This is a genomic window from Nitrobacter sp. 62-23, from assembly GCF_001897285.1.
Lineage (GTDB): Bacteria > Pseudomonadota > Alphaproteobacteria > Rhizobiales > Xanthobacteraceae > Nitrobacter.
In genome coordinates this window covers 60,323-80,886 of record NZ_MKSM01000131.1, presented here as the reverse complement: position 1 = coordinate 80,886, position 20,564 = coordinate 60,323, and the positions used below count along the sequence as shown (strand labels likewise).

The following is a 20,564-nucleotide window of genomic DNA, read 5'->3' as shown; positions in this document are numbered from 1 at the left end:
CGGAATCGCTCGACGGCTACTATGTGCCGAGCAATACCGGCCAGCAGATTCCGCTGTCCACGCTGGTGACGATCAAGACCGAAACCGACCCCAACGCGCTGACGCACTACAACCAGCTCAACGCGGCGACCTTCCAGGCCGTGCCGATGCCAGGCGTGACGGTGGGCCAGGCGGTGGACTTTCTCGAGCAGCAGGCGAGGAAGCTGCCGAAGGGTTTCAGCCACGATTATCTCGCCGATGCACGTCAATACGTGACTGAAGGCAATCAGCTCGCGATCGCTTTCGGCTTTGCCCTTATCATCATCTTCCTGGTGCTGGCGGCGCAGTTCGAGAGCCTGCGCGATCCGCTCGTCATCATGATCAGCGTGCCGATGGCGATCTCGGGCGCGCTGATCCCTCTGTTCTTCGGGGTTGCGACCATCAACATCTATACGCAGGTGGGCCTGCTGACGCTGATCGGCCTCATCAGCAAGCACGGCATTTTGATGGTCGAATTCGCCAACGAGTTGCAGCTCAACGAACGCCTGGACAAACGCTCGGCCATCGAGATGGCGGCGCGGGTCAGGCTGCGTCCGATCCTGATGACGACCGCTGCGATGGTCACCGGCCTGCTGCCGCTGCTCATGGCGTCGGGCGCGGGAGCGGCGAGCCGGTTTTCGATCGGTCTGGTCGTCGTGTCGGGCATGATGATCGGAACGCTGTTCACCCTGTTCGTGCTTCCGGCCGTTTACGTGGCGATCGCGACCGATCACCTGGCTGCCATGGCGTCGGAGCGCAACAAGGAGATTGCGGAATTCGATGCGGACTCGAATGCGTTGCACCGGGCATAGCGGACGCGACGGCATATCGAACGGACGGGACGTCGAACCGGAATCGCGATATCTGATCATGGCTTTCGGCGACGGGCCCGAAAGCCGTCATTGCCCATGCGCATGCTTTGCCTTCGCTCTCCTCAATGTTGCCGGGATTGGCATGGGCGTCAGCGGCATTTCCGAACGAGTCGAACACCGGCCCGCCATTGCCGGCCGGTTTGCGTCGCCGAACGGCGATGCTTAAATAGTAACGATAGCGTTCGGCGTGGCCGTGCGATTTTGCTTCGGAGAGTCGGGTGGCGGCGGTCAAGGCCGATGTTCTGGTGCTGGGTGCGGGAATTGTCGGTGTTTCCGCCGCCCTGCATCTCCAGAAACGAGGGCGGGATGTCATTCTTGTCGACCGTCATGAGGGCGCGGGCGAGGAGACGAGTTACGGGAACGCCGGCCTAATCGAATGCGCATCCGTTTTCCCTTACGTGTTTCCCTACGATTTGCGTCAGGTTCTGCGTTATGCGCTGAACCGGTCCGCGGAAGCGCATTATCGCTTTCGTGATTTGCCGGCGTTTTTGCCGTGGCTGCTTCGGTATGCTCTGGCGTCTTCACCGGAGCGGGCGTTTCGCAGCGCGATGGCCGCGTTGCCGCTGATCAGCCGCAGCCTTGTCGAGCATGAAGCGCTGATCGCCGAGGCGGGTGTGCCGCACCTGTTGCGCAGGACAGGATGGATCAAGCTGTTCCGCTCCAATGCGACACTCGACAAAGGCGTCGCCGATCTCGAGCGTGCACGCCGCTACGGGGTCGAAGCCGAGGTTCTTGATAATCATGAAATTGCGGCACGCGAGCCCGACCTGTCGGGAACGTTCGCCGGCGCCATTCACTGGCCCGCGCCGGGCTTCGTTCCGGATCCGGGCGCGCTGACGAAAGCCTATGCGGCGTTATTCGTGCGCCGCGGCGGCCGTTTCATCGAGGCCGACGCGCGGACGCTGACCCGGCGAGATGCCGCGTGGCGTGTCGACGGCCCGAACGGAGCGTTGGCCGGGCGCGAAGCGGTGATCGCGCTCGGACCATGGTCGGATGACGTTTTCCGGCCTCTTGGTTATGATATGCCGCTCGGCATCAAGCGCGGCTATCACCTGCATCTGGCGCCGCGCGGCAACGCAGTGCTCAATCATCCCGTTCTCGATTCGGATCGCGGTTATCTGCTGGCGCCGATGAATCGCGGCATCCGCCTGACGACCGGCGCTGAATTCGCCCGCCGCGATGCGCCGCCGTCGCCCGTGCAGATCGAGCGAACGCTCCCTATCGCGCGCAAGCTGTTTCCGCTGGGCCAGGCGATCGATGCGGCGCCGTGGATGGGACGACGCCCGTGCATGCCCGATATGCTGCCGGTGATCGGAAAGGCGGCCCGCCACGCCGGATTGTGGTTCGACTTCGGACACCAGCATCATGGCCTGACGCTCGGGCCGGTAACGGGCCGTTTGCTCGCAGAGATGATGACAGGCGAGGAGCCGCTGGCCGATCCAAAGCCTTTTTCTCCGGGACGCTTTGGCTGAACTATTTGCGGCTTGCGCGGCGTGATGATTGCTTGCGCCGCAGGCATTCTCGCGGCGATACTGTTCGCAAATATCGGGGCCGATGCAGGAGCGTGCCATGAAAGTGAATATCGAGATCGAGTGTACGCCGGTCGAGGCCCGCCAGTTTATGGGGCTTCCGGACGTTCAGCCGATGCAGAACGCCATGATGGACAAACTCCAGCAGAAAATGGCGGAGAACATCGACAAGTTTTCGCCGGAGGCAATTCTGCAGAACTGGTTTGATCCGAAGATGGCGGAGCGCTTTCAGGACATGTTCGCCAGCATGTCCGGCCTTGGAGCTGGAACAAAGGGCAAAAAGTAGACCGCCGTGGGGGCATCGCCTCCACACCGACTCTAACCCATCGGCCTCCGCCTGCTTGATGTCGCTGCCGCACCCCATATTATGACGTCGGACTGAGAAGGACATGTCGTGTCGCCTGATTCCCACGTCACCGTTTATGCCGGCTTTCTGATCGGCCTCGCTTTCGGCGCGATTGGCCTGCTCAGCGGCTTCTGTCTGATGAGCAGCTTGCGCGGATATTGGGGGCAGGGCGATGGACGGCTGGTCCGCACCTACGCGCTGGCGACAGGCGTTGCGGTCGCCGCCACGCAACTGCTCGCCGGCGGGGGCTTCGTCGATCTGGGCAAATCGATCTATCTGCAGCCCTCGTTTTCGGCGGCCCTGATGTTCGCCGGAGGAATCATTTTCGGTTACGGCATGGTGCTGTCGAACGGTTGCGGATCGCGCGCGCTGATTCTGCTGGGGCGCGGCAATTTGCGTTCGCTGGTGGTGGTGATCGTTCTCGGCATCGCCGCGCAGATGACCTTGAAAGGCCTGATCGCGCCGGCGCGTATCGCCATGCTGCAAGCCAGCCAATCCACTCCGAATTTCAACTCGCTGCCGGCCCTGGCGGGAACGTTCGGTCTCGGTGAAACCTTCGCTCGCGCGCTGGCGGGGGCGATCGTGAGTGGTGCGCTGATAATTTTCGCGTTCTCGCATGCGCCATTCCGGCGCTCCGCTGGCCAGATCGCTGCTGGCCTCATCATCGGTCTCCTCGTTGCTGGCGGATGGTATGCGACCGGGTATCTCGGCGCCGACGATTTCAATCCGGTTCCGGTCACCTCGATCACTTTCGTCGCTCCGGTCGCCGATACCGTGCAATACGTGATGCTGTCGACCGGGTTGACGATGAACTTCGGCGTTGCGCTGGTGCCGGGAGTCGTGCTCGGAAGCCTCATCACCGCGCTAGCGACGCGCCGTTTTCACCTTGAGGCCTACAACTCGCCGCGTCACATGCTGCGTTCAGTCACCGGTGCAGCGTTCATGGGCTCGGGCGGGGCGATGGCCTATGGATGTTCGGTCGGACAGGGCCTGACCGGTGTTTCGACGCTGGCGCTGGCGTCGTTTGTGGCAATCACCGGAATCGTCGCCGGCGCTGCAATCGGTTTGCGTGGACCGCTCCGCGTCGATGGACGCGCGCCTTCGCGGGATTCGGCTTCGCCGGCTCACTAAAATCCTTCCGCTTCCGACGCGCGTGTTACGATGCGGACTTCCGACGTCAACGTCCGGTGAACCGGACATTTGTCGGCGATGTCCATCAGCTTCCCGCGTTGCTCCGGATCGAGTGCTCCATCCATCGTGATCTCGCGTTCGATCCGGTCGATCATGCCGGTTTTGGTTTCGCACTCGGTGCAGTCCTCTGCATATATTCTGCCGTGCCGAAGCGTCACGGCGACGCGATCGAGCGGCAGCGCCTTGCGGTCGGCATACAATCGCAGCGTCATAGACGTGCAGGCCCCGAGTGCTGCGAGCAGGAAATCGTACGGACCGGGTCCGGTATCGTCGCCGCCGGCGGCGCTGGGTTCGTCGGCGGTCAGCCGGTGCGGACCGACGGTCACGGTCTGCTGGAATTTGCCGCGGCGGGTTTCTCGAACGACGACGCTAGGCGAACCCGAATCCTCGGTCTGGCTGCTCGGTGCCGCTTCGAGATAGCGTTGCGCCCAGGCGGCGATCACGTCGGCGACGTAATCGGCGTCGCTTTTCCGGCTCAACAGATGGTCGGCTCCCGAAAGCGATATGAAGCTCTTGGGATGTTTTGCGGCGACGAAAATACGGGTGGCGTTGTCGATTCCGACAATGTCGTCAGTCGGCGAATGCAGGATCAATAGCGCCTTTCGCAACTCTGCAACCTTTTCCATCAGGTTGTGTTCGGCGATATCGTCGAGGAATTCCCGTTTGATATGGAATGGGCGGCCGGCGAGGGAGACCTCGACCGAGCCGTGTGCGCGGATGTCTGCGAGGCGATCGGCGAACAGATGCGTGACGTGGGCCGGATCGGAGGGCGCTGCGATCGTCGCCACCGCTTTCGCTTCGGGAATCCTGGCCGCTGCCGCGAGGATTGCCGCGCCGCCAAGGCTATGGCCGATCAGGATAGCCGGCGCCGTGCGGGTCCGGCGCAAATGATCGGCCGCCAGAACGATATCGGTGACGTTGGAGGAAAACGTGCTGTTGGCGAATTCTCCTTCGCTGGCGCCAAGTCCGGTGAAATCGAATCGCAGGACCGCTATTCCATGCGTCGTCAGTGCCGCAGCGATGCGCCTTGCCGCGAGCACGTCCTTGCCGCAGGTGAAGCAATGCGCGAACAGCGCGTAGGCTGCCGGTTCGCCGTTGGGCAGATCCAGTGCGGCTGCAAGTTCGGAACCGTCCGACCCGGAAAATTGCAAACGCTCGTTGGGCACGCTGGTCCTCCTTGTCGGGCTTTTTGGCTCACAATGGTCGCCATGCAGCCTATGTGGCCGCGAGGAGCTTGCCCGGCGCGTCACTCCCAAAAGAGCGAGTGTCCGGGCCCGTCGGTATTTCGTATCTTAGCAAATGCAAAGATAACCCGTTTATTATGTAAATACTTGTCGTGCCGGGGAAATCTGCAAACGAAAATGGGCTACGCATCCACGCGGCCTGAGCGGCGTGAACAGCGTCGGTTGCAGTCCTGGGTCCTCCTGCGCAAAAAACAACGAAAATCCCCCGATTGCCCGGTGCGGGTGCTCATCTTTTGTGCATTGGTGGGCCATGGTTTCTTGCGTCGCAGCAAGAAAATTGCGACTGAAAGGTCCGGACTTTCAGGAGCAGGGTATGTCCAGTCTGACGATGCCGTTACCTCGCGTTAGCCAGCCAGAGTCTGACGCCGCCGCGCTCGATGCGCGGCTGCGCGACGACATCCGGCTGCTCGGACGCATTCTCGGCGATACCGTGCGCGATCAGGAAGGAGAAGCCGTGTTCGATCTGGTCGAACGCATCCGCCAGACCTCGATCCGCTTTCATCGTGACGACGACAAGCCGGCGCGTCGCGAACTGGAGACCATCCTCGACGGCATGTCGACGGACGAGACCGTGCTTGTCGTCCGCGCCTTCAGCTATTTCTCGCATCTTGCCAACATCGCCGAGGATCAGAACAACATCCGCCAGATGCGTAGCCAGACGCTCGCGGACGGGGTTCGGCACGAGGGCAGGCTGGCGCATACGCTGGCCTGCGCGCGCGAGGCTGGGTTCAGCGGCGCCGAATTGCGGGAGTTCTTCGACGGCGCGCTGGTCAGCCCGGTGCTGACCGCCCACCCGACCGAGGTTCGTCGCAAGAGCACCATCGACCGCGAGATGGAGGTCGCGGCGTTACTCGACCGGCGCGAGCGGATGCAGCTCACCCCTGGGGAATTCGAGGCCAGCGAGGAACAGTTGCGCCGCGCGGTGCTGACGCTGTGGCAAACCAATCTGTTGCGACGGACCAAGCTCACGGTGCTCGACGAGGTCGCCAACGGGCTTTCGTTCTACGACTACACTTTCCTGCGCGAGGTGCCACGATTGCATTGCGTGCTGGAAGACCGCTTGCAGGACGCTTCCGGCGAAGACGCCTCGGGCGAAATGGCGTCGTTCCTGCGGATCGGAAGCTGGATCGGCGGCGACCGCGACGGCAATCCGTTCGTGACGGCGGATGTGATGCGCGGCACCCTGCGGATGCAAGCCTCGCGGATCCTGCGCTACTACCTTGACGAGCTGCACGAACTCGGCCGCGAACTGTCGCTGGCCGCCGATCTCACAGGTATCTCCCCCGAACTGCGCGCTCTCGCCGAACGATCGGCCGACACCTCGCCCCATCGCCGCGGCGAGCCTTACCGCCTCGCGATATCAGGCATCTACGCGCGGCTGTCGGCCACGGCCGTGAAGCTAAAGGCGGACACGCTGCGCCCGCGATACGGCAATTCCCCGCCCTATGAGAGCGCCGCCGAATTCAGCACCGATCTCGATGTTCTCCATCGCTCGCTGACCCAGAATAAATCCGAGGTGATCGCGCGGGGGCGCCTGCGCCATCTGCGCCGCGCGGCCGACTGCTTCGGTTTTCATCTGGCCTGTCTCGACCTGCGGCAGAACTCCACCGTTCACGAGCGCACCATCGCTGAACTGGTTGACGCCGCTGCGCCAGGCACCTCCTATCTGGACCTGGATGAGGAGGCGCGGATCGTCGTGCTGTTGCGGGAACTGCGCAGCGCGCGACCGCTGACGTCCCCCTTCATCACATACAGCGAGGAGACACGAAGCGAACTCGCGGTGTTCCATGCCGCGGCGGAGGCGCACGAAATGTTCGGTCCCGCCGCGATCCCTCAATGCATCATCTCGATGAGCGAAGGTGTTTCCGACCTGCTCGAGGTCGCATTGCTGCTCAAGGAAGCCGATCTCATCGACCCTACCGGCCACAGCGCCATCAACATCGTGCCGCTGTTTGAGACCATCGAGGCTCTGCAGGCCTGCGCCGGCATCATGGACCGGCTGCTGTCGCTTCCGGAATATCGGGCGCTGGTGGACAGTCGCGGAGGCCTGCAGGAGGTGATGCTCGGCTATTCCGACAGCAACAAGGACGGCGGCTTTGTCACGTCCGGTTGGGAGCTTTACAAAGCCGAGATCGGCCTCGTCGAAGTATTCGAGCGCCACCATGTGCGGTTGCGCCTGTTTCACGGTCGCGGCGGTTCGGTCGGGCGCGGCGGTGGCCCGAGCTACGATGCCATCCTCGCCCAGCCCGGCGGCGCCGTGAACGGCCAGATCAGGATCACCGAACAGGGCGAAATCATCTCCAGCAAATATTCCAACGCCGAGGTCGGCCGCAACAATCTGGAAATCCTTGCTGCCGCGACGCTGGAGGCGAGCCTGTTGCAGCCGCGGCAGAGCGCGCCGAGCCTTGAATATCTGGACGCCATGGAGTCGCTCTCGTCACGCGCCTTCGCGGCCTATCGCAATCTCGTCTACGAGACGCCAGGTTTTGAGGACTATTTCTGGGCCTCCACCGTCATCAACGAGATCTCGACCTTGAACATCGGCAGCCGGCCGGCCTCGCGCAAGAAGACGCGCAGGATCGAGGACCTCCGGGCAATCCCGTGGGTATTCAGCTGGGCGCAATGTAGGCTGATGCTGCCGGGCTGGTACGGGTTCGGCAGCGCGGTGGAATCCTGGATAGCGGATCATCCCGACAAGGGCATGGCGTTTTTGCAGGAGCTTTATCGCGAGTGGCCATTCTTCCGCATGCTTCTTTCCAACATGGATATGGTGCTCGCGAAAAGCTCGATCGCGATCGCGTCGCGCTATGCCGATCTGGTGCCTGATGCGACGCTGCGCGCGACCATCTTCGGACGCATTCGCCGCGAGTGGCATCTCACCATCGACATGCTGCTCATCATCATGGGGCAGGAGCGGCTGCTCGCCGGCAATCCGCTGCTTGAACGTTCGATCCGCAACCGCTTTCCCTATCTCGACCCGCTCAACCATGTGCAGGTTGAATTGTTGAAAGACCATCGCGCGCAGAGCAGCGACGAGCAGGTGCTGCGCGCCATCCAGCTCACCATCAACGGAATTTCCGCGGGCCTGCGCAATAGCGGTTAAGCCATGATCGCTCCGTTTCGCGAGGGTTCGTCAATGTCCGACCATCCGACCCTGGCTTCGCTCGCCGCCGATCTCGCGGCGGGGCGCACCTCGGCGCGCAAGCTCGTCGATGACTGCCTTGCGAAAATCGCCGACAAAGCGGGCGAGGGCGCGCGGGTGTTCATCCATGTCGATGCGGAGGACGCGATTGCCGCCGCCGAGGCCATGGACAGATTGCGCGAGATCAACGCCGCGCCGTCACCGTTCGCCGGCATTCCGGTTTCGATCAAGGACCTGTTCGACATCAAGGGGCAGGTGTCGCGCGCCGGCTCCCGTACGCTCGACGATAGACCACCGGCAGCGAGCGATGCCCCGGTCGTGGCGCGCCTGCGCCGCGCTGGGTTCGTGGTGATCGGGCGCACCAACATGACCGAATTCGCCTATTCGGGACTCGGCATCAATCCGCATTACGGCACGCCGAAAAATCCCTGGCGGCGCGACGTCGGCCACGTGCCGGGCGGATCGTCGTCGGGCGCGGCGGTGTCGGTCACGGACGGCATGGCGCATGGCGCACTCGGCACCGACACCGGCGGCTCGTGCCGGATTCCGGCGGCCTATTGCGGCATCGTGGGCTACAAGCCGACCGCGCGCCGGATTCCGCTCGAGGGCGGGCTTCCGCTGTCGGTCACGCTGGACAGCTACGGGCCGATCGCGCGCTCGGTCGGCTGCTGCGCGGTGATGGATGCGGTGCTGGCGAATGAAGCGATCGTGCCGGTTGCGCCGCGCCCGGCAAAAGGCCTGCGTCTCGCGGTGCCGACAACGGTGATGCTGGACGATTTGGACAGCGCGGTCGCCCGCGCGTTCGAGCGCGCGCTGGATCGGCTGGCCGGCGCTGGCGTCTTAATCGAACGCATGGCCGTCCCCGAATTCGCCGATATCGCATCGCTGAATGTCGGCGGCGGATTTTCGGCGGCGGAAAGCTGGGCCTGGCACCGCGCGCTGATCGCAAAAAAGGCGGACCTTTACGATCCCCGCGTCATCAGCCGCATCCGGCGCGGCGAAAGCCTCAGCGCCGCCGATTATGTCGATCTCCTCGCCATGCGCCGCGCGATCATTACAGGCTTCGAGCGCCGCGTCGCGCCATATGATGCGCTGGTCGCGCCGACGGTGGCGATGACGCCGCCGGTGATCGCCGATCTTGCTGGGGATGCGGCCTACACGAGAGCCAACATGCTGTCGCTGCGCAACTGCGCGCTGATCAACACCGTCGATGGCTGCGCGATCTCGCTTCCCTGTCATCGCGAGGGCGAGGCGCCGGTGGGCTTGATGCTGGCCGCGGCCGGCGGCTCGGATCGCCGGATTTTCGAGATCGCGGCGAGTATCGAACCGATGATCCGCGCTTAAGAGCATAATCCCAAAAAGGCCTGCGCGCGCGCCCCTCGACTTGATTCGGGAGTCGATTTTCGATGAGATCATGCTCGATCAAAAAGTAAGGCAATAGTCTGATCACCGAAAATGGATCTCTGAAACCGTTCTCGCGTGATCCGGAACCATTGCAAGCGTCGGAGGTTAGTAGGGGTTTCCACATTTGCACAACGGGGAGGTGCGATGAGGAGCGCGGGACAACAATACGGCATTCGGCGCATTCTTTGCGTCTTTCCCCGCTATACGTCGTCGTTCGGCACGTTTGAGCATGCCTATCCCCTGACCGCCGGCGTGCAGGCCTTCATGCCGCCGCAGGGACTTCTGCTGATCGCAGCCTATCTGCCTGCCGACTGGAAAGTCCGTTTCATCGACGAGAACATTCGCGCAGCCACGGACGAGGATTTCGAATGGGCCGAAGCCGTGCTGGTCAGCGGCATGCACATCCAGCGCCAGCAGATGAACGATATCTGCCGCCGCGCTCACGCTTTCGATCTGCCGGTCGTGCTCGGCGGCCCCTCGGTCAGCGCATGCCCCGACTACTATCCGTCGTTTGATTATCTTCACGTCGGTGAACTCGGCGATGCCACCGACGAATTGATCCGACGCCTGGCGCGTGATCCGTCGCGGCCGGATCACCAGCTTGTGCTCAAGACCGCCGACCGGCTGGCCATGGACAAGTTTCCGATCCCCGCTTACGAACTGGCCGATATCAAACATTATTTCCTTGGCAGCATCCAGTATTCCAGCGGCTGTCCTTATCAGTGCGAGTTCTGCGACATTCCCGGTCTTTACGGCCGCAATCCGCGTCTCAAAACTCCCGAACAGATCACCCGCGAGCTCGACAAGCTGCTGGAGTGCGGCATCAGCGGCTCGGTCTATTTCGTCGACGACAATTTCATCGGCAACCGCAAGGCCGCGCTGGACCTTTTGCCGCACCTGATCGCATGGCAAAAGAAGACCGGCTATGTGCTGCGCTTCTCCTGCGAGGCGACGCTGAATATCGCCAAGCGTCCGGAGATCCTGTCACAAATGCGCGAAGCTTTCTTCGCGACCATCTTCTGCGGAATCGAGACGCCGGATCCGGTGGCGCTGAAAGCGATGCACAAGGATCACAACATGATGGTCCCCATCATGGAAGCGATCAGGACGCTGAACGAGTACGGCATGGAGGTGGTGTCCGGGATCATCCTCGGGCTCGATACCGACAAGCCCGAGACCGGGCAGCACCTGCTCGATTTCATCGACCAGTCGCAGATACCGCTCCTGACGATCAATCTCCTGCAGGCACTGCCGAAGACGCCGCTGTGGGATCGCCTCGCGCGCGAGAATCGGCTGATCGAGGATGAGGGCCGCGATTCCAACGTCGATTTCCGCCTGCCTTACGACCACGTCGTGGAAACCTGGCGCGACTGCATGGGCCGCGCCTATCAACCCGAGAAAGTTCTGGAACGCTACGAGTACCAGATCCGAAAAACCTATCCGAAGCGGGTCCAACCGCGGACGCCCCAGCAGAGGTCATGGCGGAATATCAAGCTAGGCCTGACCATGCTGCGCAACATCTTCTGGAGGGTCGGGGTGCGCGGCGACTACAAGCGTATATTCTGGAAATTCGCGCTGCGCCGGCTGGCGCGTGGCGAGATCGAGTATCTCATCAGCTCGATCCTGGTCGCCCATCACCTCATCGTGTTCGCGCGCTCCGCCTCGCGCGGTAAAACCAACGCCTCCTATTATTCGCTGAAGTTGCGGGAAGCCTCTGTTCCCGCGGAATAGACCAGGATTACAGTGGGCGGCCCCGGACGGGATGCACCCGGCGGAAGGGCCCATGCGGCGATTGCCCTTGCTTGTAGTCCACCCGGGAAACCGCTAAACCTTGCGCCGAAATTTATGCGTGCGGTCAAGGGTTAAAGCGAGCAGCCAGCCGGATTTTCGGGCTCGCTCCAATATCAAGTTCACTCCGCTGGACCATGATGCCAAGACAGGGACAAGCGCATGCTTGAGCGAAACCGTGATGCTGCCGATGTGACCGCTCCGGCTGCGCGGTCGCACAGCATCGCCTTCGGACTCGAGCGGATCGGCCTGATTGGGGTCCGCGCGCCGATTCTGTCCTGCATCATTCTGCTCGCCTTGGTCATCGGCGCGGTGTTCGGAATCCAGCGTATCAAGATCGACGATTCGCTCAGCCAGTTGTTCCGCTCCGACACCCGGGAGTTTCGTCAATACGAGGAAGTGACCAAGCGCTTCCCGTCGACGGAGTTCGACGTGCTGGTCGTGGTTGAAGGCAAGACGCTGCTCGAACGCGATAATCTTGAAAAGCTGCGCGATATGGTCACCGACCTGCAACTGGTCGACGGCGTCCGCGGTCTGATCTCGCTGTTCTCGGCGCGCCAGGCGCCCGAACCCGGTAAGCTGCCGGCGGCGCTGTTTCCGCCCGAATTGCCGCAGGGCGCCGACTACGACAAATTCATCGAAACCGTGAAATCCAATGAGATCATTCGCGGCAAACTGCTGTCCGAGGACGGCACGCTGGCGCTGGTCGTGCTGTCGCTGCAGCCTTCGATCGTCGAAAGCAGCGGGCTGAGCACCACCATCGGCCAGATCCGCCAGGTGATGAACGACGATCTCGCTGGTACCAAACTCACCAGAGAGCTTTCCGGCGTGCCGGTCATGCAGCTCGAAATCCGCAACGCGGTGGAGCGCGACGGGATCATCTACAACGTCGCTGGCATTCTGGCGGGTTGCCTGATCGCCATCCTGTTCTTCCGCAAGGTATCCTTCATGGTCGTCGCGGCGTTTCCGCCGCTGCTTGCAATTCTGCTGGCGCTCGGGGTGCTGGGCTGGGCCAATTTCAGCCTCAACATGTTCCTCAACGTGATGACGCCGCTCATCATGGTCATCAGCTTTTCCGATTCGATGCAGTTGACGTTCGCGGCGCGCGACCGCCTGATCGCCGGCGAAGACAAGTATTCCGCCTTCCGAAACGCGGTCCTCGTGGTCGGTCCGGCCTGCGTGCTGACCCATGCGACCGCGGGAATTTCCTTTATCGCCTTGCAGTTCTCGAACTCGGACCTGATTCGCAGTTTCGGCGAGGCCGGTTTGCTGGCGACGATCATCGCGCTGCTCGCGGTGCTGTTGCTGGTGCCGGTGTTCGGGGTCCTGCTGGTGCGGGACGAACGACGTTTCGCGGAGAAGTTCAAAAAGGCTGATTGGGGCGTGCAGGCGCTGCGCCGCTTCTGCGCCTGGATCGCGGTGCGAATGGTGGGCCATCCCGGCTTCTTCAGCCTGCTTGCCCTGCTGGTGGTTGGCGGGCTGGCGGTGTTCTACGCCAACCTCGAACCGCGCTACCGGCTCGCTGATCAGGTCCCCGACAAGCAGCAGGCGGTGGCGGCGAGCGGCCGTCTTGATGCGAAGCTTACCGGCGCCAACCCGATCGATGTCCTGATCGAATTCCCCAAGGACGAGACGCTGTATTCGCCGCAGACGCTTGCCGTAATCGCAGAGGTTCACAAGCTGGTCGAGGAGCAGGCCGGCGTCGGCAACGTCTGGTCGCTGGAAACCCTGCGCCGCTGGCTTGCGGAGAAAGCCCACACCGACGACGTGGCGACGCTCAAGGAATATGTCGACCTTCTCCCCAAGCATCTGGTGCGCCGCTTTATTTCTAAAGACCAGAGGGCGGTCGTGGTGTCCGGCCGCGTGCCCGACCGCGATTCGAGCCAGATTCTGCCGGTGGTGGACAAGCTCGACCACGCCATGGACGCGGTCAGACACGCGCATCCCGGTTATGAAATTGCGGTCACCGGCCTGTCTGCCATCGCCGCGCGCAACAGCGCGAGCATGATCGAGAAGCTCAACCACGGTCTGACGATCGAGTTTGTGCTGGTCGCGGTGTTTATCGGGCTCGCGTTCCGGTCGGTGGTCGTGATGTTCGCCTGCATCCTGCCGGGGATTTTTCCGGTCGTGCTATCCGGCACGGTGCTGTGGGCGCTCGGGGAGGGGCTGCAGTTCGCGAGCGTGGTGGCGCTCACGGTTTCATTCGGCCTCGGGCTCAGCGCGACGATCCACTTCCTCAATCGCCTGCGATCCGAGAGCAAGCCGGGCGTCAGTGCGGGGGAGGCGGTCGAGCGCGCGACGGTGCTGATGGGACCGGCGCTGATCCTGACCACGGTGGTGCTGGCGTGTGGCCTGGTGGTGACGGTGTTCTCCGATCTGCCGTCGCTGCGACTGTTCGGCTGGCTCAGCGCCTTCGCCATGGTCGCAGCCCTGGTCGCGGACTTCCTGATCCTGCGGCCGACGGCGATGTGGCTGATCACCTTTGCCGAGCGGCTGCGCGGGGGCGGTGGTCAGGCGAACCCGACGACGAAATAAGCGGTATCGGCAGCCGCGTAAGCGGGATGCGGCGGAAAACCGCTTCCCCGCGGCTTTTCCTCATCCCGCTCCGACGTAACGTTTAATGGTCAGTTCCGCGCCATGGTGATGGAAACGTTCCTGACTTCGCCCTTTGACGTGATCGATACCGATTGCCGGTTGCCGCGGGTGCGCGCCGTTAGGTTGGCGGCGAAGCCGGGAGCTTCGACGAACACCTCAATCTCGCCGCCGCTGACACGGCCGTGCACGGAGCCGAACAGATTGCGGCTGGCTTCGCTCCAGTTCCCGGTCAGTCGGGTGCCTTCGCTGACCACGTCGCTGGAGAGATCGAACTGGTAGCTGTCGCTGGCGCAACGCAGGCTTTGTTTCAAGGCTCTGTCCGCGCGATCCACTCTGTAGGACGCCTTGCAGCGAATGTTTTCTTTCGATCCGTCAGCCAGCGTCACTGTGCCTTTGCCCGACCAGTTCCCTGCGAAGCCGGCAAAGGGAGCGCTCTGGGCGAAGCTCGCCGATGCGGACAGGGTGAGGCCTGCAATAAGGCCGGCTGCAATCGTCGACTTCCGGATCAGCCTGGAGGCGAACAGTTTCATATTCGGTTTCCATAAAAAGGTGCTCGGCCCATGACCTCGTGTCATGACCTCTTGCCGCGCCAAAGTTCTAGGTGTCGCCTTGGCGCGCGATGTTCAAGCGCGGTAGCATAGCCGATGTTCTGCCGGTTATCTGCATCGATGGCGGCCGCGCGGCCCGATATTCGCAGATATGAGCCCTCACAGGAGGACGCCATGGCGGATTGGCCGCATGAATATGTGGTCGATTCTCTGGTTGTACTTTAGTCGATATATTTCAGCGTGTTAGATATGGTTATCTGAAAAGCTGTGGGGCAGGTTGCGGTAACGCGCCGCCGCCGCAAATTTAGCCGCATTTCACAGTGCTTTTGAAATCGCGCATATGTCGGGCCGCGACCGGCGTATGTCGTGTCCGATTGATGGAGTAGCCGCATGCGCCCTTGCGATCTTTTCTAGTATGGGTATCGATACGGGCGAACTCTCCGCCGTTTGAAAGACCGGTCATCTGGATACGCCCGGGCGTGTACAGGATCGAATTTTCTGCCGTTGTAATGAAGGAATACGATGTCTAAAATTTTTCTGTCATTCGCTCTGTTGACATTCGGCTCGACCGTAACGATGGCACAGTCCCAGCACGGGGGGACCGAAGCGGAACAGCGCGCTTGCTCTCGGGACGTCAGTCGTTTCTGCCGCAAGGTGATGGATCAGGGCGATTTCACCGTCCTGGCCTGTCTGCAGGAGAACCGTCCGAAGCTGACGAAGGCATGCAACCAAGTTCTGCTGAACCACGGCCAGTAAAGCGCTCCGGAAAGCAGACAACTCGTTTCCGGCCGCCGGCGGCGCTGATGGGTTATGGCTAAAAGGCGAAAGATAGCATTGGTTTAGCTGGCGGTTTCCCCTATATGGGTTCGCGAGCAATCCCGCCTGTCCGGTTTTCTGGAATTGGCGGGAGACCAATTTGCAATCCAGATCAGCGTAGCCAGTCCCGATGCCTGCCGCGAACCAGTTGCGATCCGGAAAGACCCACCGCGACGAGAATTTTCCTGTCGCGTCGTGGATCATTCACCCGCGTCACCGGGCGCTCATTCTCGCCTTCTACAATTTCGTGCGGACCGCGGACGACATCGCCGATCACGCCGAACTCTGCGAAAAGGACAAACTCGCCTGGCTCGATCTGTTCGAGAGCGAACTCCTGGGGCAGGGGGACACGCAGCCTGAAGCCGTCAATCTTCGCAATGCGCTGGCGCAACGTGCGATGCCGCCGCGCCACGCGATCGACGTGCTGAAGGCGTTCCGGATGGATGTCACAAAGCTGCGCTATGAGACCTGGGACGACGTGATCGACTATTGCCGTTATTCGGCGATGCCGGTCGGACGGTTCATGCTCGACGTCCACGGCGAGAGCACGTCGACCTGGGCCGCGTCCGATGCGCTGTGCGCCGGGCTGCAGATCAACAACCATCTTCAGGACTGCGGCAAGGACTACAGGAATCTGAACCGCGTCTACCTGCCGCGCGATGCGCTGGCCGCGTCCGGCGCGTCGGTCGAGATGCTCGGCGGCGACAAGGCAACGCCCGCGCTTTTGCAATGCCTGCACGCCCTGGCCGCGCGAACCGAAGCGCTGCTCCATGAGGGGCGGCCGCTCGCGGCGGAAATCAAGGATATCCGGCTCGGGCTTGAAGTCGGGGTCATCCAGATGTTCGCCGACCGGATCGTGGCCCTGTTGAAGGTGCGCGACCCCTTGAGCGAGACGGTTCATCTGAAGCCGTTGCAATTGCTTGGCTATAGTGTCGCCGGAATCACCGCGGAGATGCTTCGGCGCTCGGTCCGGCGGCGCCCGACCCCGGCGGCTGGCGCATGACGATCGAAACGACAGCCGATGCAAGTTCCGGGGCGACTGCGGCCAGCAGCTCGTTCTACGCGGCGATGCGCATCCTGCCGCGCGCGCAACGCGAAGCCATGTTCCAGATCTACACGTTCTGCCGCTATGTCGACGACATCGCCGATTCCGATAGCCCACGGCCGGAACGGCGGGCCGCGCTCCAACAATGGCGCGACGACATCGACGCGCTCTATCAAGGGCATGCGCCGGAGCGGTTGCGCGACTATGCGGCCTCCGTCAGCGCATTCGAGCTGCGGCGCGAGGATTTTCTCGCCGTCATCGACGGCATGGAAATGGATGTGCTCGCGGATATCCGCGCGCCTGACGAGGCCACGCTCGACCTGTATTGCGATCGGGTCGCGAGCGCGGTCGGCCGGCTATCGGTCCGAGTGTTCGGGCTTCCCGAGCAGGACGGCGTTTTGCTCTCGCATCATCTCGGCCGCGCGCTGCAACTGACCAATATCCTGCGCGATGTCGATGAGGATGCGGCGCTGGGGCGGCTGTACCTGCCGCGGGAGGGCCTGCTCGACGGCGGCATCGACAGTTGCGATCCGGCGGCCGTGATTTCAAATCCGGCGTTGCCGGAGGTCTGCGCGCCGCTGGTGACGCGGGCGCGGGCGCATTTCGTCGAAGCGGACGAGATCATGAATCGCAACCCGCGCCGGGCCGTGCGCGCGCCCCGCATCATGTCGAGATATTATCACGCCATTCTGGAGCTGCTTGAGCATCGCGGTTTTCAGCTTCCGCGCTCGCCGGTTCACCTGAGCCAGGCGGCGAAGATCGCTATCGTCCTCCGGTATGCGTTGATCTGATGCAAAGGACCGTTCACATCATCGGCGCCGGCATTTCCGGTCTTTCGGCAGCCGTGCGTTTGGCTGACGCCGGCTGTCTGGTTCGCGTGCATGAGGCAACGCAACAGGTCGGCGGGCGTTGCCGCTCCTATTTCGACGGCGCGACCAATCTCACGATCGATAACGGTAACCATCTGGTTCTGTCCGGCAATCGGAGCGTGCTGGCCTATGCGCGCAGGATCGGCACTGAAGCCGGCTTGCAGGGGCCGCCGAAGGCTGAATTCGAGTTTATCGATCTTGGCGTCAATAAGCGTTGGAAGCTGCGGATCAACGACGGGCGGGTGCCGTTCTGGGTGTTCGATCCCGCCCGTCGGGTGCCCGACACCTCACCCGCCGATTACTTTGCGCTTGCGCCGCTGGCCTGGGCTAATAGCCGCACCCGCGTCGGCGACGTCATCAAATGCGAGGGCGTGCTTTACAGGCGGCTGGTGCTGCCGCTGCTGCTTGCGGCGCTCAATATCGAGCCGCCCAACGGATCGGCCGGTCTCGCCGGGGCAATCGTTCGCGAAACCTTGCTGGCGGGTGGTCAGGCGTGCCGTCCGCTCATCGCGCGCGACGGGCTGAGCCGGGTGCTGATCGAGCCAGCGGTCGATTACATTCGCGCCAGGGGCGGCAGCGTCGACGTCGGCCATGAAGTGCGGCAGTTCACCCTGGCGAACGGTCAGGTCACCGCGCTCGCGCTTGGCGATCAGACCGTCGCGCTTGGCCCGGATGATGCCGTCGTCATGGCGGTGCCGCCGCGGTCCGCGGCCGCGCTGCTGCCCGGCGTGAGCGTACCGACGAAATTCCGCGCTATCGTCAACGCGCACTTCCGCTTCGTTCCGCCGTCACATCTTCCACCGATGACCGGCGTCGTGAATGGCCTGATCGAATGGCTGTTCGCGTTTCCGGACCGCCTCTCGATTACGATCAGCGGTGGCGACCGGCTGGTGGACATGCCGCGCGAGGACCTGGCGCGGGCGATCTGGAAGGACATCTGCGCGGTCGCCGGCATCGAAGCCGCGATGCCGGCCTGGCAGATCGTGCGCGAGCGCCGCGCCACGTTCGAGGCTTCGCCCGAGCAGAATGCGCTGCGTCCGGGAACGCAGACGGAGTGGAAAAATCTGTTTCTTGCCGGTGACTGGACTGATACGGGGTTGCCCGCCACCATCGAGGGGGCGGTCCGTTCCGGAAACCGCGCCGCCGATCACGTCCTGAAAAACCATGGACCCTGAGACATCAGCCGCCATGAACTCCGTGAACGCCACAGCCGCGCCGATCGACGATGCCGCACTCGGGAGCAGCATCGGCGCCGCCACGCGCGGTCTCCTCGATCTCAGGCAGGCGGACGGTCATTTCGTGTTCGAGCTTGAGGCCGACGCGACCATCCCGTCCGAATACGTTTTGCTGCGGCACTATCTCGGCGAGCCGGTCGATGCGGCGCTGGAAGCCAAGATCGCGGTCTACCTCCGCCGCATTCAGGGCGCGCACGGCGGCTGGCCGCTGGTGCATGACGGTCCGTTCGACATGAGCGCCAGCGTGAAAGCCTACTTCGCCCTGAAGATGATCGGCGATTCCGTCGATGCGCCGCACATGGCGCGCGCGCGGGAAGCAATCCTGTCACGTGGCGGTGCGGCCAACGTGAACGTCTTCACGCGCTTCCTGCTGTCGTTGTTCGGCGTGCTGACATGGCGCAGCGTTCCGGTGCTGCCGGTCGAGATCATGCTGCTGCCGATGTGGTCGCCGTTCCATCTCAACAAGATTTCCTACTGGGCGCGCACCACTATGGTGCCGCTGATGGTGCTGGCGGCGCTGAAGCCGCGCGCGCGCAATCCGCGCGGCGTTGGTATCCGCGAACTGTTTCTTCAGGATCCGGCCACGGTCGGAATGCCGAAGAGGGCTCCGCATCAGAACCCGGCCTGGTTTGCGCTGTTCAGCAGCATCGACTGGATCTTGCGGACGATCGAGCCGCTGTTTCCCAGGCGGCTCCGCGCGCGCGCGATGGACAAGGCGATCGCCTTCGTCGAGGAGCGCCTCAACGGCGAGGACGGACTCGGCGCGATCTTCCCGCCGATGGTCAACACGGTGATGATGTATGATGCGTTGGGGTTTCCGCCCGAGCATCCGCCGCGCGCGATAACGCGGCGCGGAATCGACAAGCTTCTGGTGATCGGCGAGGAGGAAGCCTACTGCCAGCCCTGCGTGTCGCCGATCTGGGATACTGCGCTTGCCGCTCACGCGCTGCTCGAAGCGAGCGGGCCGGACTCGCTGGCCAGTGCCGGCAAGGCTCTCGACTGGCTGCTGCCGAAGCAGGAACTCGATCTCAAGGGCGACTGGGCCGTGAAACGTCCGGACGTTCGGCCTGGCGGCTGGGCGTTCCAGTACGCCAACGCCCACTATCCCGATCTCGACGACACGGCGGTCGTGGTCATGGCAATGGATCGGGCGCGCCGCAACGACCAGAGCGACAAATACGACGAGGCGATCGCGCGCGGCCGCGAGTGGATCGAGGGCATGCAGAGCCGGGACGGCGGTTTCGCGGCGTTCGATGCCGACAACCTCGAATACTATCTCAACAACATTCCGTTCTCCGACCATGCGGCGCTGCTCGATCCGCCCACCGAGGACGTCACCGCGCGATGCGTCTCGATGCTGGCGCAGCTCGGCGAGACCGTTCAGGGCAGCCCGGTCATGGCGGCCGGGGTCGACTATCTGCGCCGGACCCAGCTCAAGGAGGGATCCTGGTACGGCCGGTGGGGCCTGAATTACATCTACGGCACCTGGTCGGCGCTCTGCGCGCTCAATGCCGCCGGCGTCGATCGCGAGGACCCTGCAATACGCAAGGCGGTGGACTGGCTGGTGTCGATCCAGAACGCCGATGGCGGCTGGGGCGAGGATGCCGTCAGCTACCGGCTCGACTACAAGGGGTTCGAGAGCGCTCCGACCACGGCCTCGCAAACGGCCTGGGCACTGCTTGCCCTGATGGCCGCGGGAGAGGTCGAAAATCTGGCTGTGCAGAGGGGAATCAAGTACCTGATAGCCACACAGACCAAAAAAGGACTGTGGGACGAGCAGCGCTATACGGCCACGGGGTTCCCACGGGTATTTTACCTGCGGTATCATGGTTACTCCAGATTCTTCCCGCTCTGGGCGCTGGCGCGGTATCGGAATTTGAGAAGCACGAACAGCAAGGTGGTAGGGGTCGGGATGTGAATTT

At 62.9% G+C, this 20,564-nt stretch carries 15 protein-coding genes; 13 read left to right on the top strand and 2 right to left on the bottom strand.

Annotated features, from left to right (window positions below; translation table 11 throughout):
• The 4 genes from BGO16_RS16050 to BGO16_RS16035 all read left to right on the top strand — a co-directional run.
• Positions 1 to 830: efflux RND transporter permease subunit (locus BGO16_RS16050; RefSeq protein ID WP_292620000.1), on the top strand; the 830-nt coding region annotated here is incomplete at its 5' end.
• Between the two features lie 278 nt (positions 831 to 1,108).
• Positions 1,109 to 2,362, top strand: coding sequence for an FAD-dependent oxidoreductase (locus BGO16_RS16045; protein ID WP_292619999.1), 1,254 nt, complete (start codon positions 1,109 to 1,111; stop codon positions 2,360 to 2,362).
• Positions 2,363 to 2,459: 97 nt separating this feature from the next.
• Complete coding sequence (locus BGO16_RS16040) at positions 2,460 to 2,705, top strand: DUF6489 family protein (protein ID WP_292619998.1); 246 nt, start codon at positions 2,460 to 2,462, stop codon at positions 2,703 to 2,705.
• Positions 2,706 to 2,813: 108 nt separating this feature from the next.
• Positions 2,814 to 3,896: a YeeE/YedE family protein gene (locus tag BGO16_RS16035; protein WP_292619997.1), complete on the top strand. Its 1,083-nt coding sequence runs from the start codon at positions 2,814 to 2,816 to the stop codon at positions 3,894 to 3,896.
• Here the strand turns inward: BGO16_RS16035 and BGO16_RS16030 are convergent.
• Positions 3,893 to 5,122: a bifunctional alpha/beta hydrolase/OsmC family protein gene (locus tag BGO16_RS16030; RefSeq protein ID WP_292619996.1), complete on the bottom strand. Its 1,230-nt coding sequence runs from the start codon at positions 5,120 to 5,122 to the stop codon at positions 3,893 to 3,895. The genes BGO16_RS16035 and BGO16_RS16030 overlap by 4 nt on opposite strands.
• Positions 5,123 to 5,528: 406 nt before the next feature.
• Here BGO16_RS16030 and ppc point away from each other — a divergent pair, with 406 nt between their 5' ends.
• The 4 genes from ppc to BGO16_RS16010 all read left to right on the top strand — a co-directional run bounded on the left by ppc (position 5,529) and on the right by BGO16_RS16010 (position 14,069).
• Positions 5,529 to 8,303 carry a phosphoenolpyruvate carboxylase gene (ppc, locus tag BGO16_RS16025; protein WP_292620011.1) on the top strand — a complete coding sequence of 925 codons (2,775 nt, stop codon included), beginning with the start codon at positions 5,529 to 5,531 and terminating at the stop codon, positions 8,301 to 8,303.
• A gap of 33 nt (positions 8,304 to 8,336) precedes the next feature.
• Entirely contained in the window at positions 8,337 to 9,686 is a 1,350-nt protein-coding gene (locus BGO16_RS16020; RefSeq protein WP_292619995.1) for an amidase, read from the top strand.
• 204 nt (positions 9,687 to 9,890) lie between these two features.
• Positions 9,891 to 11,477 carry a B12-binding domain-containing radical SAM protein gene (locus BGO16_RS16015; protein ID WP_292619993.1) on the top strand — a complete coding sequence of 529 codons (1,587 nt, stop codon included), beginning with the start codon at positions 9,891 to 9,893 and terminating at the stop codon, positions 11,475 to 11,477.
• A gap of 219 nt (positions 11,478 to 11,696) precedes the next feature.
• Positions 11,697 to 14,069 carry an MMPL family transporter gene (locus tag BGO16_RS16010; RefSeq protein ID WP_292619992.1) on the top strand — a complete coding sequence of 791 codons (2,373 nt, stop codon included), beginning with the start codon at positions 11,697 to 11,699 and terminating at the stop codon, positions 14,067 to 14,069.
• Between the two features lie 89 nt (positions 14,070 to 14,158).
• On the opposite strand, the gene BGO16_RS16005 is transcribed toward BGO16_RS16010, so the two are convergent.
• Positions 14,159 to 14,659 carry a hypothetical protein gene (locus tag BGO16_RS16005; RefSeq protein WP_292619991.1) on the bottom strand — a complete coding sequence of 167 codons (501 nt, stop codon included), beginning with the start codon at positions 14,657 to 14,659 and terminating at the stop codon, positions 14,159 to 14,161.
• A 540-nt stretch (positions 14,660 to 15,199) separates the two neighbouring features.
• Between BGO16_RS16005 and BGO16_RS16000 the strand changes: the two genes are divergently transcribed.
• The 5 genes from BGO16_RS16000 to shc all read left to right on the top strand — a co-directional run bounded on the left by BGO16_RS16000 (position 15,200) and on the right by shc (position 20,560).
• Positions 15,200 to 15,433, top strand: a complete 234-nt coding sequence (locus BGO16_RS16000) for a cysteine rich repeat-containing protein (protein WP_292619990.1) — start codon at positions 15,200 to 15,202, stop codon at positions 15,431 to 15,433.
• A 190-nt stretch (positions 15,434 to 15,623) separates the two neighbouring features.
• Positions 15,624 to 16,496, top strand: coding sequence for a squalene synthase HpnC (gene hpnC / locus BGO16_RS15995; RefSeq protein WP_292619989.1), 873 nt, complete (start codon positions 15,624 to 15,626; stop codon positions 16,494 to 16,496).
• Complete coding sequence (gene hpnD / locus BGO16_RS15990) at positions 16,493 to 17,329, top strand: presqualene diphosphate synthase HpnD (RefSeq protein ID WP_292619988.1); 837 nt, start codon at positions 16,493 to 16,495, stop codon at positions 17,327 to 17,329. The genes hpnC and hpnD overlap by 4 nt, the downstream gene beginning before the upstream one ends.
• Positions 17,329 to 18,582 carry a hydroxysqualene dehydroxylase HpnE gene (gene hpnE, locus BGO16_RS15985; RefSeq protein WP_292619987.1) on the top strand — a complete coding sequence of 418 codons (1,254 nt, stop codon included), beginning with the start codon at positions 17,329 to 17,331 and terminating at the stop codon, positions 18,580 to 18,582. Before hpnD ends, hpnE begins: the two co-directional genes overlap by 1 nt.
• Before the next feature lie 13 nt (positions 18,583 to 18,595).
• Positions 18,596 to 20,560, top strand: a complete 1,965-nt coding sequence (shc, locus tag BGO16_RS15980; protein WP_292620010.1) for a squalene--hopene cyclase — start codon at positions 18,596 to 18,598, stop codon at positions 20,558 to 20,560.
• Positions 20,561 to 20,564 lie beyond the last annotated feature (4 nt).